Below are 14,578 nucleotides of genomic sequence, written 5' to 3'. Positions count from 1 at the left end.
GACCGAGCGGTGGTGCAACGAAATCCGTGCCCTGGAGATGGCGTCGGGACACAGGCGGCGGAATGCTCCCCCGTTCCCCGTTCCCCGTTCCCCGTTCCCCGTTCCCCGTTCCCCGTTCAACGCGCCAACGCGCGCTCGCTGCGGTCGATGAAGTCCAGCAGCGCCTTCACGTCGTCGCTGTCCTGCGCCTGCGCGGCGAGCTGCTCGCGCGCCTCGGCCAGCGGCAGGCCGCCCATGTACAGCGTGCGGTAGGCGCGCTTGATCGCGGCGATGCGCGCGGGCTCGAAGCCGCGGCGCTTCAGGCCCTCGCTGTTGATGCCGCGCGGGCGGCCGCGCTGCTCGTTGGCCATCGTCACGAACGGCGGCACGTCGGCGCCGACCAGGCAGCCCATGCCGATGAAGGCGTGCGCGCCGACCTTGCAGAACTGGTGCACGCCGGAGAAGCCGGACAGGATCACCCAGTCGCCGATCTCCACGTGCCCGGCCAGCGCCGAGTAGTTGGAGAACACCGTGTGGTTGCCGACCTGGCAGTCGTGCGCGATGTGCACGTAGGCGAGGAACCAGTTGTCGCTGCCGATGCGGGTCACGCCGCCGCCGTCGCCGGTGCCGCGGTGCACGGTGACGAACTCGCGGAAGATGTTGCGGTCGCCGACCACCAGCTCGGTGCGCTCGCCCTTCCACTTCTTGTCCTGCGGCGCGCCGCCGAGCGCGGCGAACTGGTTGATGCGGTTGTCGCGGCCGATCCGGGTCGGCCCCTCGATCACCACGTGCGGGCCGACCACCGTGCCCTCGCCGATCTCCACGTCGGCGCCGATCACGCTGTAGGCGCCGACGCTGACGCTGGCGCCGATGACGGCGGAAGGATCGACCTGCGCGGTGGGATGGATCATTTGTCGCTCCTGGCCGCGCACATCAGCTCGCAGCTGGCCACCTCGCGGCCGTCCACCACGGTGCGCGCGGCGAACAGGCCCATGCCGCGCATCAGGCGCTTGAGCGAGACCTCCAGCCGCAGCTGGTCGCCCGGCACCACCGGCGCGGTGAAGCGCGCGTTGTCCACCTTGGCCAGGTAGAACAGCGGGCTGCCCTTGTCGCCCTTGAGGCGGCTGCTGATCTGGGTGAGCAGGCCGGCGGCCTGCGCCATCGCCTCCACGATCAGCACGCCCGGCATCACCGGGTGGCCGGGGAAGTGGCCCTGGAAGAACGGCTCGTTGATGGTGACGTTCTTCAGCGCCACCACGCGCTCGTCCGGCACCAGCTCGACCACGCGGTCGACCAGCAGGAACGGGTAGCGGTGCGGCAGGAGCTGCTGGATCTGCTCCACGTTCACCGGCAGGCCGAGGGCCGGGGTGTTGTCACTCATCGTTGCTGTCCTTCTCCAGCGCCGCGATCCGGCGCGCGTACTCGTCCAGGTGCTTGAAGCGGGCGGCGTTCCTGCGCCAGGTGCGGTTGTCCTGCAGCGGGGTGCCCGAGGAATACTCGCCGGGCTCGCGGATCGAATGCGTGACCAGGCTCTTGGCGGTAATGGTAACCCGGTCGGCCACCTCCAGATGGCCCAGCACGCCGGCGTTGCCGCCGATCATGCAGTAGCGGCCGATCTTCGCGCTGCCGGCCACCGCGGCGCAGCCGGCCAGCGCGCTGTGCGCGCCGATGTGGACGTTGTGGGCGATCTGGATCTGGTTGTCCAGCCGCACGTCCTCCTCCAGCACGGTGTCCTCCAGCGCACCGCGGTCGATGGTGGTGTTGGCGCCGATCTCGCAGTCGTCGCCGATGCGCACGCCGCCGAGCTGCGGGATCTTCACCCAGTGGTCGCGCTCGAAGGCGAGGCCGAAGCCGTCCGAGCCGATCACCGCGCCCGGGTGCACCAGCACGCGCCGGCCCAGCGTCACCCGCGTGACCAGCGTGACGCGCGCCACCAGCCGCGACTGCGCGCCGACCGTGCAGCCGGCGCCGACGATGCAGTGCGGGCCGAGCACCGCGCCCGCGCCGATCTCCGCGCCGTCCTCGACCACGCAGCACGGGCCGATGCTGGCGCCCTCGCCGATGCGCGCCGTGGGCGCGACCACCGCGCTCGGGTGCACGCCCGGCGCGGCGGCCGGCAGGCGCTCGAACAGCGCGGCGATCTTCGCGTAGGCCACGTAGGGGTCGGGCGCGACCAGCGCGGCGGTGGGGCAGGCGGGCAGGTCGGCCTCGCGCAGCACCACCACGCCGGCGCGGGTGGCGGCCAGCTGCGCGGCGTACCTGCTGTTGGACAGGAAGCTCAGCTGGCCGGGCCCGGCGCCGGCCAGCGTGCCCACGCCGCCGATCACGCGGCCGCCGTCGCCGTGGAAGGCGAGGCCGAAGCGTTCGGCCAGTTCGGCCACGGTGTAGTTGTCTGCGCTCATGCGGGCTCCCGGCAGGGCGGCCAATTGTAATGGCCCGGGCCGCTCCTGTCCGGCGCGGCCCCCGAAACGCGGAGAGCGCGGCTGGGCCGCGCTCTCCGTGTGGAACTCCATGTGCCGCCCTGTGGGAGCGGCCTCCGGCCGCGAAGGCAGCTCCGGCCGGCCGGCCTCAGAACTGGCTGCCGAAGGTGAACTGGATGCGCTCCTCGTAGTGCTTGTCCTCGTCCTTGGAGCGGATCGGCGTGGCGAAGCTGATGATCAGCGGGCCGATCGGCGCCTGCCACTGCAGCGCGATGCCGGTGGAGGCGCGCAGGTCCTTCGCCTCGAAGCTGTTGTAGTCCTTGTAGGCGTTGCCGACGTCGACGAACAGCGAGACGCGCGCGGTGTTGACGTCCTTGAGGAACGGCAGCGGCAGGAACAGCTGCGCCGTGCCCAGCACCTTGAATGCGCCGCCGATCGGCTGGGCATAGTTGTAGTAGCTGCCGTTGCAGTAGCCGCGCTTGTCCGGCTGGATCGGCGTGCCGTCGGAGTTCACGCCGGCGCACAGGCGCGGGCCCAGGGTGTTGTCCTGGAAGCCGCGCACGTCGCGCACGCCGCCGGAGTAGTAGTTCTGCCAGAACGGGAAGTCGATCTTCTCGCCGGCCTTGTACTCGCCGAAGGTGGCGTCGTAGGTCTGGTTGCCGTAGGTCTTGCCCATGCCCACCTGGCCGTCCAGGTACAGCACGAAGCCGCCGCCGACCGGCCAGTAGTGGTTGGCCTCGGTGTACAGCTTCCAGTACTGCACGGTGGAGCCGGGCAGGGCGACGTCGAGGTTGGCCGACAGCAGGCCGCCGCGGGTGGCCGCCCAGTAGCTGTTGCGGGTGTCGCGGCTCCAGCCCAGCGTGCCGGTCCAGGCGTGCTCGGTGTAGTGGCCCAGCGCGTGCTGGTAGTCCAGCAGCGCCTGCGGCGTGTAGCCCTCGATCGACACCACCTTGTTGCTGGACAGGCCCAGGCCCACGCGCATGCTGCTGAAGTCGGTGAGCGGGATGCCCAGGTAGCTGGAGAACGCCTTGGTGCTGGTCTCGTAGTTGGCGAAGTCGGTGTCGCCGTAGTCGGTCTTGGTGTAGGTGGCGGTGTAGCCGATGCCCACGCCGTTGTCGGTGAGGTACGGGTTGTAGTAGCTGGCGTTGATGCGGGTGTAGTAGTCGCTGCGCTCGGCGCCCACGCTGAAGCTGTCGCCGGTGCCGAGGAAGTTGTTCTGCGACACCGAGGCGGACAGGATGATGCCCGAGTACTGCGAGTAGCCGATGCCGAACATCAGGCTGCCGGCGGACTGCTCCTCCACCTTCACGGTGACGTCCACCTTGTCGTCGGTGCCCGGCACCAGCTGCTTGTCGATGTCGACCTTCTTGAAGTAGCCCTTCTGCTGCAGGCGGATCTTCGAGCGGTCGATCGCCGCCTGGTTGTAGTAGGAGCCCTCGAGCTGGCGCATCTCGCGGCGCAGCACGTCGTCCTCGGTGCGGGTGTTGCCCTGGAACACCACGCGGCGCACGTACACGCGCTTGCCCGGCTCGATGTAGAGGGTGAGGTCGACGGTGCGCTTTTCCTTGTCCAGCTTCGGGATCGGCGTGACCTTGGCGTAGGCGTAGCCGATGTTGGACAGCAGGCCCTTGATGGCGTCGCTGCTCGCCTCGATGGCGCCGCGGTTGAAGGTGTCGCCGGTGCGGATGAACACCAGCTTGCGCAGGGTGTCCTCGGGCAGGATCAGCTCGCCCAGCAGGTGCACGTCGGAGACGGTGTAGATCTCGCCTTCCTTGATGCTGGCGGCGATGTACATCTCGCGCTTGTCCGGCGCGATGGTCACCTGGGTGGAGTCCACGCCGAAGTCGGCGTAGCCGCGGTTCATGTAGTAGGACTGCAGCTTCTCCAGGTCGCCGGAGAGCTTCTCGCGCGAGTACTGGTCGTCCTTGGAGTACCAGGACATCCAGTTGGTGGTGTCCGACTCGAAGTCCTTGCGGATCTCCTTGTCGGTGAAGGCCTTGTTGCCGACGATGTTGAGCTGCTTGATCTTGGCGACCTTGCCCTCGCGGATCTCGATGTCCACCGCCACGCGGTTGCGGTCGAGGTTGGTCACGTGCGGGTCGACCGAGACGTTGTACTTGCCGCGGTTGTAGTACTGGCGGATCAGCTCCTGCTGCACGCGGTCCAGCGACAGGCGGTCGAAGGTCTCGCCCTCGGCCAGGCCGATCTCCTTGAGGCCCTTGCGCAGGTCCTCCTCCTTGATGTCCTTGTTGCCGCGCAGGGTGAGCTTGGCGATCGAGGGGCGCTCGACCACCTTGATGACCAGGATGTCGCCCTCGCGCTCCAGCTCCACGTCGCTGAAGAACTTGGTGTTGTACAGCGCGCGGATGGCGCGCTGGGCCGCCTCGTTGGTGAGCCGGTCGCCCTTGTTGATCGGCAGGTAGTTGTACACCGTGCCGGCCGAGATGCGGCTCAGGCCGTCGATGCGGATATCGGAAACGACGAACGGCTCGAAGGCCAGCGCGTTGGCGGAGAGTGAGGCAAGCAGGATCAGGGCGGCGATACGCTTCATCGTCGATTCCGTTGGGTTATTGCGGCGAGGCGGCCGGATGGGCCGCCCCGAGATCAAGGGTGCCGGGCGGGACCGTGCCCGCCTCGCCACGCATCCCGCGCACGCGCCGCGTCACGACAGCAGCGTGCGGTGGATGTCGTTGTAGAACGCCAGCCCCATCAGCATGAACAGCACGGCCAGTCCGATGTACTGCCCGATGATCATGGTGCGCTCGCTGACCGGGCTGCCCTTGACCAACTCGATAAGGTAGTACAGCAGGTGCCCGCCGTCCAAAACCGGGATCGGCAGCAGGTTCAGCACCGCCAGGCACAGCGAGATCTGCGCCAGGAAGCTGAGGAACCAGGCCGGCCCCATCTGCGCCGAGACCTGCGCCGCCTGGGCGATGCCGATCACGCCGGACAGGTTCTTCGTCGAGGCCTCGCCGGTGACCAGCTTGCCGATCATGGTGAGCATCGCGGCGACGCCGTCGCGGGTGGACGCCAGCGCGGCGCCGACGGCCTCCAGCGGCCCGTAGCGGCGCACGGCCGGCTCCCGCTCGGCCGGCCCGACGCCGATCAGCCATTTCTCCGGCTGGCCCTGCAGCGAGGCCATGTGCGCCTGCACGGTGAAGGGCAGGGTCTGGCCGCCGCGCTGCACCACGATCCGCAGCGTGGGCGACCTGGCCGCCTCCTGCGGGATCAGCTTGTTGAGCGCGTCGAAGTCGGCCACGGCCTGGCCGTTGACGCTGACGATGCGGTCGCCGCTGCGCAGGCCGGCCAGCGCGGCCGGCTGCCCGGGCGTCACCACCGCCGCGACCGGCGGCGGCGGGTTCAGGTCGAGCCCCAGCGCGTCCATGTATTCGTCCACCGCCTTGCCGGCGGGCAGCTGCTGCAGCGGCAGCAGCAGGTCGCGCACGCCGCCGTCGGGATCGCGCACCTCGAGCGGCAGCGGGCCGCGGCCCAGCGTGGCCATGGCGATGCTCTCGTAGGCGTCGCTCCAGGCGCTCACCGCCTTGCCGTCCACCTTCAGCAGGCGGTCGCCCGGGCGCACGCCGGCCTGCGCGGCCAGGCTGTGCGGCGCGGCGGTGACCACCGGGGCGACGTCCGGCTTGCCCAGCACGAACATCAGCCACAGCGCGAGCACGGTGAAGACCAGGTTGAAGCCCGGCCCGGCCAGCACGATGGCGATGCGCTGCCACACCGGCTTGCCGGTGAACTCCTGGTCCGCCAGCGCCGGGTCGACCTCGCCCTCGCGGGCGTCGAGCATCTTCACGTAGCCGCCGAGCGGGATCGCGGCGATGCAGTACTCGGTGCCGTCGCGGCCGATGCGCTTCCAGATCGCGTTGCCGAAGCCCACCGAGAAGCGCAGCACCTTCACGCCGCAGCGCCGCGCGACCCAGTAGTGGCCGAACTCATGGAAGGTCACCAGCACGCCGAGCGTGACCAGCAACCAGAACACCGAGCCGAAGAAGGAAGTCATCAATCGGAAACTGTCCGCGGGGAATCCAGAGCTTATCAGCAAGCGCCGTGGAGCACGCGGCGGGCGGCCGCGCGGGCGGCCCGGTCGCGCGCGACCAGCGTCTGGACATCGACCACGGCCTGCGCCGGCAGTTCCGCGAGCACGCTCTCCACCACGTCGGCGATGGCCAGGAACGGAATCGCGCCGGCCAGGAAGGCCTCCACCGCCACCTCGTTGGCGGCGTTCAGGATCGCCGGCGCGTCGCCGCCGGCGTGCAGCGCCTGGAAGGCCAGCGCCAGGCAGCGGAAGGTGTCCAGGTCCGGCCGCTCGAAGGCCAGCGGCGGGCCGGCCGCCAGGTCCAGCGGCGCCACCCCGGCCTCGACGCGCTCCGGCCAGGCCAGCGCGTGGGCGAGCGCGGTGCGCATGTCCGGGTTGCCCAGCTGCGCCAGCACCGAGCCGTCGGCGTACTCGACCAGCGAGTGCACCAGGCTCTGCGGGTGCACCAGCACCTCGATCCGCGCGGGCGGGGCGCCGAACAGGTGGTGCGCCTCGATCACCTCCAGCCCCTTGTTCATCAGCGTGGCCGAGTCGACCGAGATCTTGCGGCCCATCGACCACTTCGGGTGCCGGCAGGCCTCGTCCGGGCCGACCGTGGCCAGCTCCGCCCGCGTGCGGCCGCGGAACGGGCCGCCGGAGGCGGTGAGGATCAGCCGGCGCACGCCGGCCTCGGCCAGCGCGGGGCGGCCGCCCGGCAGGCACTGGAAGATCGCGTTGTGCTCGGAGTCCACCGGGATCAGCTCGCCGCCGCCCTCGCGCAGCGCCTGCAGCAGCAGCGGGCCGGCCATCACGATGGATTCCTTGTTGGCCAGCAGCAGGCGCTTGCCCGCACGGGCGGCGGCCAGGGTGGAATCCAGCCCGGCGGCGCCGACGATGGCCGCCACCACGGTGTCGCACAGCGGGCCGGCGGCCGCGGCGGCGATCGCCTCCATGCCGGCGGCGACCTCGCAGCGCACGCCGGCGGCGGCGAGGCGGCGGGCCAGCTCGCCCTCCAGCGCCGGGTCGGCGATCACCGCCAGCTCCGGCCGGTGCGCCGCGCACAGCGCGGCCAGCGCCTCCACGTTGCGGTGCGCGACCAGCACGCTGGCGCGGAAGCGCGCCGGGTGGCGCGCGATCACGTCGAGCGTGCTGCCGCCGATCGAGCCGGTGGCGCCCAGCACGGCGACCCGGCGTGGCGCGGAAGCGTTCATAGGCCGAGCAGCAGCTTGCCGAGGGCGAACACCGGCATCGCCGCGAACACGCTGTCCAGCCGGTCCAGCAGGCCGCCGTGGCCGGGGAACAGCGTGCCGGAATCCTTCACCTGGGCGTGCCGTTTCATCAGGCTCTCCAGCAGGTCGCCCACGATCGACGCCGCCACGGTGAGCACGGCCAGCAGCACCAGGCCGGCCAGGCGCGCGTCGCGCACGCCCAGCAGCCAGCCGCCGGCCAGCGCCACCAGCGCGCCGGCGGCGAAGGCGCCGTACACGCCGGCCCAGGTCTTGCCCGGGCTGATGTTCGGGGCGAGCTTGCGGCGGCCGAAGCGGCGCCCGCTGAAGTAGGCGCCGGTGTCCGCCGCCCAGACGATGGCCAGCGCCAGGAAGGTCCACCAGTGGCCGTGCGGCTGGGCGCCGTGCAGGGCGGTCGCGGCGACCCAGCCCGGCACGATCACCAGCAGGCCCGCCAGCAGCTTGAGGCCGCGATTCTCGGCGGTCGGCGCGGCGCCGAAGGCGAAGTGGCGCAGCCACAGGCAGGTCAGCCCCCACCAGGCCACGCCCAGCGCGATCAGCGCCGGCCACAGCGCCGTGGCGCGCCAGCACCACAGCAGCGCGAACACCGCGGCGGTGAACGCCAGCAGCGCGCCGCGCGCGGCGTCGCCGCGCACGCCCGACAGCTGGCTCCATTCCCAGGCGGCGCCCAGGAACACCAGCGCGACCGCCGGCGCGAACAGCCAGGTCGGCGCGGCGAGGATCAGCAGGATCGCCAGCGGCGCCAGCAGCAGGGCGGTGAGGATGCGCTGTCGCAGCATGGGTATCCTTCGGTCAGGCCTGCTTGACCTGCTCGCCGGTGCGGCCGAAGCGGCGCTCGCGGCGGGCATAGTCCTCGATGGCGCGACGCAGGCAGGCCTGGTCGAAGTCGGGCCACAGGGTGTCGGTGAAGTACAGCTCGGCGTAGGCGGCCTGCCAGAGCAGGAAGTTGCTGATGCGGCACTCGCCGCCGGTGCGGATGAACAGGTCCAGCGGCGGCTGGTCGGCCAGGCACAGGTAGCGGCCCAGCGTGGCCTCGTCGACCTGCTCCGGCCGCAGCGCGCCGTCCGCGACGGCCTGCGCGGCCCGGCGCGCGGCCTGCGCGATGTCCCAGCGCCCGCCGTAGCTCACCGCGACGTTGAGCTGCAGCCGGTGCGCGTCCGCGGTGCGCGCCATCGCCGCCTGCATGCGCTCGCGCAGCGGCGCGGCGAAGGCGTCGAGGTGGCCGATGAAGCGCAGGCGCACGCCCTGCGCGTGCAGCTCGTCGACCTCCTTGTCCAGCGCGCGGACGAACAGCTCCATCAGCGCGCCGACCTCGTCCTCGGGGCGCTGCCAGTTCTCGCTGGAGAAGGCGAACAGGGTGAGCGCCTCGACGCCCTCGCGCAGGCAGCCCTCGACCACCTCGCGCACCGCCTTGCGGCCGGCGTTGTGGCCGAAGCTGCGCGGGCGGTGCCGCGCCTTCGCCCAGCGGCCGTTGCCGTCCATCACGATGGCGATGTGGCGGGGGACCCGCGCGCCGGCGTGCCCGCTCACGGCGCGGCTCCCCGCCGCGGCGAGGGCGCGGCGCACGGGCGGGCGGGCCGTCGCCGCCGCGGCGCTCCCCGCCCGGCGCGCGCGCAGGCCTCCCCGCCCCGGCGGGGAAGGGCGGCGGAAGGGCCGCGCGGGATCGCGCGGGCGGGCGGCGCCGGGAGGTGCATGGCGAGGCTCGATGGCGCCCGTCCCTACAGGGCCATCAGCTCCTCTTCCTTGGCCTTCACCACGGCGTCGACGTCCTTGACGAAGCGGTCGGTGAGCTTCTGGATCTCGTCGTCGGCGCGGCGCTCCTCGTCCTCGGTGATCTGCTTGTCCTTGAGCAGGTCCTTCACCTTCTGCATGGCGTCGCGGCGCACGTTGCGGATGGCGATCTTGGCGTTCTCGCCCTCGTGGGCGACGTGCTTGGCCAGCTCGCGGCGGCGCTCCTCGGTGAGCGGCGGCATGTTCAGGCGGATGGTGGTGCCGGCGGTGTTCGGGGTGATGCCGATGTCCGAGGCGAGGATGGCCTTCTCGATCGGGCCGACCATGTTCTTCTCGAACGGCGTGATCAGGATCGAGCGGGAGTCGCCCAGCGACACCGAGGCGACCTGGTTCAGCGGCATCTCCGCCCCGTAGTAGGGCACCCGGATGCCTTCCACCAGCGCGGTGCTGGCGCGGCCGGTGCGCAGGCGGGTCAGTTCGTGCTTGAGCGCGTCGATGCTCTTGCCCATGCGCGTCTGGGCATCGTTCTTGATGTCGTTGATCATGGGGCGTTTCCCGGTGGATCTGGCAAGCGGGCGAGTATAGCAGCGCGGCCCGGCCGGGCCGCGCGGTCAGCCGGCGTCGACCAGGGTGCCGACCGGCTCGCCGCGCATGATGCGCATGAGGTTGCCGGGCACGGTCATGTCGTAGATGCGCATCGGCATGCGGTCGTCGCGGCACAGCGCGATCGCGGCGGTGTCCATCACCGCCAGCTTGCGCTCGATCACCTCGTCGTAGGTCAGGTGCTCGAAACGCCTGGCGTCGGCGTGCTTGGCCGGGTCGGCGGTGTACACGCCGTCCACCTTGGTGGCCTTCAGCAGCAGGTCCGCGCCGATCTCCACCGCGCGCAGCGCGGCGGCCGAGTCGGTGGTGAAGAACGGGTTGCCGATGCCGGCCGCGAACAGCACGATGCGGCCCTTCTCGATGTGGCGGATGGCGCGGCGGCGGATGTAGTCCTCGGCCACGTCGTGGATCGGGATCGCGCTCATCACGCGCGCGTAGCCGCCGCGCTTCTCGATCGCGTCCTGCATCGCCAGCGCGTTCATCACGGTGGCCAGCATGCCCATGTGGTCGCCGGTGACGCGGTCCATGCCGGCGGCGGCCAGGCCCGCGCCGCGGAAGATGTTGCCGCCGCCGATCACCACGCCGACCTGCACGCCGGCCTTCTGCACCTCGATGATCTCGTCGGCCAGGCGGCCGATCACCTTCGGGTCGATGCCGTAGTCGCCGTCGCCCATCAGGGCTTCGCCGGAGAGCTTGAGCAGGATGCGGCGGTACTTGGGCTGGTCGCTCATGAGGTCTCCGGATTGTGGCGTGCAAACCGGCGCATTGTAGCCGAGCGGCCGTGCTTCGTCAGGCGCCGCGGCGGTATGCTGCAAGGTTCCCTCGGCCTGCGGAGAAGACCATGCGGCATGCGATCGGCGCCGTCGCCCTGATGGTGCGCGACTACGACGAGGCGATCGCCTGGTACGTGCGCCGCCTCGAACAGGCGGGCCTTCTCGTTGGCTTCATGCAGTTGGACTTGCAGCGCTTTGATCTGTTGTTCCGGGGTCAGCGGTCTGGGCTTGGTAGGCATGGGTGTTGATGATGCGTCATCTCGCCAGTCTTGCCGACCGTGCTTGCGGAGCCACACCAGCACAGTCGATCGGCCCTGGACCCCGTAGCGCTCCTGAGCTTGCTTGTAGGTCAGCTCGCCTTTTTCTACCTGCTCGACCACCGACAGCTTAAAGTCCAGCGTGTAGTCGCGCTGAGTGCGTTTGATCCTCGAATTCATGAGGGCGCCTTTTCTTGGGTGAAAAGGTGTCAACTCATTTCAGGACGGGTCACGGGTCAGAGGCAAGAAAAAGGCCGCGGTTTCCCGCGGCCTTTTTCTTGTTGCTTTCGCGCGATCCCGAACCGACAGCGCGCCCTTGCGAGGAGGCCGGCCGTGGATGGCCGGTCTCCCCGTCGGGGCCAGCCTTACGCCAGGCCCGCCTGCTTCATCACCTCGGCGGCGAAGTCCTCCTCCACCTTCTCGATGCCTTCGCCGACGGCCAGGCGCACCACCGCGGCCACGTCCGCGCCTTCCTTCTTCAGCGCGTCGCCCACGGTGACGTTGGTGTCCAGCACGTAGGGCTGGCCGACCAGGGTGACCTCGGAGACGATCTTGTTGACCTTGCCGGAGACGATCTTCTCCAGGATGTCGGCGGGCTTGTTCTTCTCCTTGTCCGACATCGCGGCCAGGGCGATCTCCTTCTCCTTGGCGAGGAACTCGGCCGGCACGTCCTCGGCCTTCACGTACTGCGGGCTCATCGCCGCCACGTGCATCGCCACGCCCTTGGCCAGCTCCTCGCTGCCGCCCTTGAGGGCGACCAGCACGCCGATGCGGCCGCCGTGGACGTAGCTGCCGATCACGCCGTCGTTCTCCACGCGCGCCAGGCGGCGCACCTGGATGTTCTCGCCGATGGTGGCGACCAGCGCCTTGGCGGCTTCCTCGACGGTGCCGCCGGCCGGGTAGGCGGCGGCCTTCAGCGCGTTGACGTCGGCGGCGCCGGACTTCAGCGCGACGTCGGCGACGGCGTCGCTGAACTTCACGAAGTCGGGGTTCTTGGTGACGAAGTCGGTCTCGCAGTTGACCTCCACCAGCACCGCCTTGCCGGCGGCCTGGGCGGCCACGATGCGGCCCTCGGCGGCGACGCGGCCGGCCTTCTTGTCGGCCTTGGCCAGGCCCGACTTGCGCAGCCACTCCATCGCGGCCTCGATGTCGCCGTTGTTCTCGACCAGCGCCTTCTTGCACTCCATCATGCCGGCGCCGGACCGCTCGCGCAGTTCCTTCACCAGCTGGGCGGAAATATTGCTCATCTCGATACCTCGAATGCTTGGGTCCGCCGCGGCGGCGGGGCGGCCGCCGCGGCGCGGAATGGCTTACTCGGCGGCGTCGGCCGACTCGGCGCGGGCGCGGCCGCCGCGGCCGCCGTCGCGGCGCGGGGCGCCCTTCTTGGCCGGGGCGCCGCGGCGCGGGGCGGGCTTGCGCTCCTCGTCCTTGGCGACCGGGTTGCCTTCCTCGTCCAGCTCGACGAACTCGTTGGCGTCGCCCTGGGCGGCGGCCGGCGCGGCGGCCTTGCCTTCCAGGATGGCGTCGGCGGCGGCGCGGGCGTACAGCTGGATCGCGCGGATCGCGTCGTCGTTGCCCGGGATGGCGTAGTCCACCAGCTCCGGGTTGTAGTTGGTGTCGACCACCGCGACCACCGGGATGCCGAGCTTCTTGGCCTCCTGCACGGCGATGTCCTCGTGGCCGATGTCGATCACGAACAGCGCGTCGGGCAGGCGGTTCATGTCCTTGATGCCGCCCAGCGAGTTCTCCAGCTTGGCGCGCTCGCGGCGCAGGGCCAGCACCTCGTGCTTGACCAGCTTGTCGAACGAGCCGTCGGTCTCGGCCGCCTCCAGCTCCTTGAGCTTGGACACGGACTGCTTGACGGTGCGGAAGTTGGTGAGCATGCCGCCGAGCCAGCGCGCGGTGACGTAGGGCATGCCGCAGCGGGCGGCCTCCTCGGCCAGCGCCTCGCGGGCGGAGCGCTTGGTGCCGACGAACAGCACGGTGCCGCGCCTCGAGGCGATCGCCGACAGGAAGTTCATCGCGTCGGTGAACAGCGGCAGGGTCTTTTCGAGGTTGATGATGTGGATCTTGCCGCGCGCGCCGAAGATGTACGGGGCCATCTTCGGGTTCCAGTAGCGGGTCTGGTGGCCGAAATGCACGCCAGCCTCGAGCATCTGGCGCATGGTGACTTGAGCCATGGTGGTACTCCTGCAGTGGGCCTTTTTCGGCGGCCCGGGGGGTTGGGACCTCCACGCATCCCCGGCTTCGACCGCTCCGCGCCCCGCCTCGTTTCGAGGGGAAGGCCCGTCGCGGCACCCCGAAGGCGGTGCCGATGCGTGTGTGGCGTTGGTTGGGTTTGTACCGCCCTGCGGTTACAATCCCGCTTCGATTTGCGGGGCGCGGAGCGGCCGGAACGGCCCGTGGCGACCTGCAAAACCATGCAATTGTAGCCGGCACGCCGGCGAGGCGGCAAGCCGGCTGGAAATCGGCCGCCGGCGCCGCCATCTGGGCGAGATCATGGCCATTACCCTGAAAACCCCCCAAGACCTCGAGGGCATGCGCGTCGCCGGCCAGCTGGCGGCCGAGGTGCTGGCGATGCTCAAGGAGCACGTCAGGCCCGGCGTCACCACCGAGGAGCTGGACCGCCTGGCCTACGAGCACATCGTCCACGTGCAGAAGGCGATCCCCGCCAACGTGGGCTACAACGGCTTTCCCAAGACGCTGTGCACCTCGGTCAACCACGTGGTCTGCCACGGCATCCCCAGCCCCGGCAAGGTGCTCAAGGACGGCGACATCGTCAACCTCGACGTCACCGTCATCAAGGACGGCTGGCACGGCGACACCAGCCGCATGTACTTCGTCGGCACCCCGTCGGTGCTGGCCAAGCGGCTGGTGGACACCGCCTACGAGGCGATGATGAAGGGCATCGGCGCGGTGCGGCCGGGCGCCACGCTGGGCGACGTCGGCCACGCGATCCAGAAGCACGCCGAGGCGGCGGGCTTCTCGGTGGTGCGCGAGTACTGCGGCCACGGCATCGGCAAGGTCTACCACGACGAGCCGCAGGTGCTGCACTACGGCAAGCCGGGCGCCGGCGTGGTGCTGCAGAAGGGCATGACCTTCACCGTCGAGCCGATGATCAACGCCGGCAAGCCGCAGACCAGGCAGCTGCCCGACGGCTGGACGGTGGTGACCAAGGACCACTCGCTGTCGGCGCAGTGGGAGCACACCATCGCGGTCACCGACGACGGCTTCGAGATCCTCACGCCCTGGCCGGACGCGGCCTGAGAGGGCGGTTCGAAATCTTCCGGGGAAGAGCGCCAGCAAGGCCGGCGGGGCGAAGCGCGGGCGGGCGTGAGGCGGCGCTGGCCGTTCCTCCATCGCCTCGCGGCTTCTCCGGCCAGGCCAGGCCGCGCCGGCCATCCGGCGCCGGGGCATGGCCTCGACGGGCATGGCATCGAGGCCGGGGCGGTCCCGCGTCGGGTTGATCGCGGCCGGCGGGCGCTCCCACAGGGCCGGCACGGCCCTGTGGGAGCGCCCGCCGGCCGCGATGCCGGAGGCCGCC

13 protein-coding genes and 1 pseudogene are annotated in these 14,578 nt (G+C 70.6%); 1 reads left to right on the top strand and 13 read right to left on the bottom strand.

Annotated features, from left to right (window positions below):
• Nucleotides 1-116: 116 nt before the first annotated feature.
• The 13 genes and pseudogenes from lpxA to rpsB form a co-directional block, all read right to left on the bottom strand.
• Nucleotides 117-890, bottom strand: coding sequence for an acyl-ACP--UDP-N-acetylglucosamine O-acyltransferase (gene lpxA, locus C7456_RS04680; protein ID WP_109722605.1), 774 nt, complete (start codon nt 888-890; stop codon nt 117-119).
• Nucleotides 887-1,360 (bottom strand): 3-hydroxyacyl-ACP dehydratase FabZ, encoded by a 474-nt coding sequence (fabZ, locus tag C7456_RS04675; protein ID WP_109722604.1) that lies wholly within the window; start codon nt 1,358-1,360, stop codon nt 887-889. The genes lpxA and fabZ overlap by 4 nt, the downstream gene beginning before the upstream one ends.
• Complete coding sequence (lpxD, locus tag C7456_RS04670; RefSeq protein ID WP_109722603.1) at nt 1,353-2,381, bottom strand: UDP-3-O-(3-hydroxymyristoyl)glucosamine N-acyltransferase; 1,029 nt, start codon at nt 2,379-2,381, stop codon at nt 1,353-1,355. Before lpxD ends, fabZ begins: the two co-directional genes overlap by 8 nt.
• Nucleotides 2,382-2,547: 166 nt before the next feature.
• Nucleotides 2,548-4,950 (bottom strand): outer membrane protein assembly factor BamA, encoded by a 2,403-nt coding sequence (gene bamA, locus C7456_RS04665; protein WP_109722602.1) that lies wholly within the window; start codon nt 4,948-4,950, stop codon nt 2,548-2,550.
• A 111-nt stretch (nt 4,951-5,061) separates the two neighbouring features.
• The gene (gene rseP / locus C7456_RS04660) at nt 5,062-6,408 is read right to left on the bottom strand and encodes an RIP metalloprotease RseP (protein WP_109722601.1); all 1,347 of its coding nucleotides are present in this window, start codon (nt 6,406-6,408) and stop codon (nt 5,062-5,064) included.
• Between the two features lie 35 nt (nt 6,409-6,443).
• A complete protein-coding gene (locus C7456_RS04655) occupies nt 6,444-7,634 on the bottom strand; it encodes a 1-deoxy-D-xylulose-5-phosphate reductoisomerase (protein ID WP_109722600.1) in 1,191 nt (396 codons plus the stop codon).
• Entirely contained in the window at nt 7,631-8,449 is an 819-nt protein-coding gene (locus C7456_RS04650; protein ID WP_109722599.1) for a phosphatidate cytidylyltransferase, read from the bottom strand. Before C7456_RS04650 ends, C7456_RS04655 begins: the two co-directional genes overlap by 4 nt.
• Before the next feature lie 13 nt (nt 8,450-8,462).
• Nucleotides 8,463-9,200, bottom strand: a complete 738-nt coding sequence (uppS, locus tag C7456_RS04645; protein ID WP_109722598.1) for a polyprenyl diphosphate synthase — start codon at nt 9,198-9,200, stop codon at nt 8,463-8,465.
• A gap of 188 nt (nt 9,201-9,388) precedes the next feature.
• Nucleotides 9,389-9,946, bottom strand: coding sequence for a ribosome recycling factor (frr, locus tag C7456_RS04640; RefSeq protein ID WP_109722597.1), 558 nt, complete (start codon nt 9,944-9,946; stop codon nt 9,389-9,391).
• A 66-nt stretch (nt 9,947-10,012) separates the two neighbouring features.
• Complete coding sequence (pyrH, locus tag C7456_RS04635; protein WP_109722596.1) at nt 10,013-10,735, bottom strand: UMP kinase; 723 nt, start codon at nt 10,733-10,735, stop codon at nt 10,013-10,015.
• A 182-nt stretch (nt 10,736-10,917) separates the two neighbouring features.
• Nucleotides 10,918-11,214 (bottom strand): annotated as a pseudogene (locus tag C7456_RS17470) (IS3 family transposase); the annotation flags it as partial.
• Nucleotides 11,215-11,399: 185 nt separating this feature from the next.
• Nucleotides 11,400-12,281 carry a translation elongation factor Ts gene (gene tsf, locus C7456_RS04620; protein WP_109722595.1) on the bottom strand — a complete coding sequence of 294 codons (882 nt, stop codon included), beginning with the start codon at nt 12,279-12,281 and terminating at the stop codon, nt 11,400-11,402.
• 63 nt (nt 12,282-12,344) lie between these two features.
• A complete protein-coding gene (rpsB, locus tag C7456_RS04615; protein ID WP_109722594.1) occupies nt 12,345-13,214 on the bottom strand; it encodes a 30S ribosomal protein S2 in 870 nt (289 codons plus the stop codon).
• A 319-nt stretch (nt 13,215-13,533) separates the two neighbouring features.
• Between rpsB and map the strand changes: the two genes are divergently transcribed.
• Nucleotides 13,534-14,301, top strand: a complete 768-nt coding sequence (gene map, locus C7456_RS04610; RefSeq protein WP_109722593.1) for a type I methionyl aminopeptidase — start codon at nt 13,534-13,536, stop codon at nt 14,299-14,301.
• The last annotated feature ends 277 nt before the right edge of the window (nt 14,302-14,578 follow it).

It is taken from the genome of Fulvimonas soli, assembly GCF_003148905.1.
Lineage (GTDB): Bacteria > Pseudomonadota > Gammaproteobacteria > Xanthomonadales > Rhodanobacteraceae > Fulvimonas > Fulvimonas soli.
The sequence above is the reverse complement of the archived record's forward strand: the minus strand, read 5'-3'. Positions and strand labels throughout refer to the sequence as shown.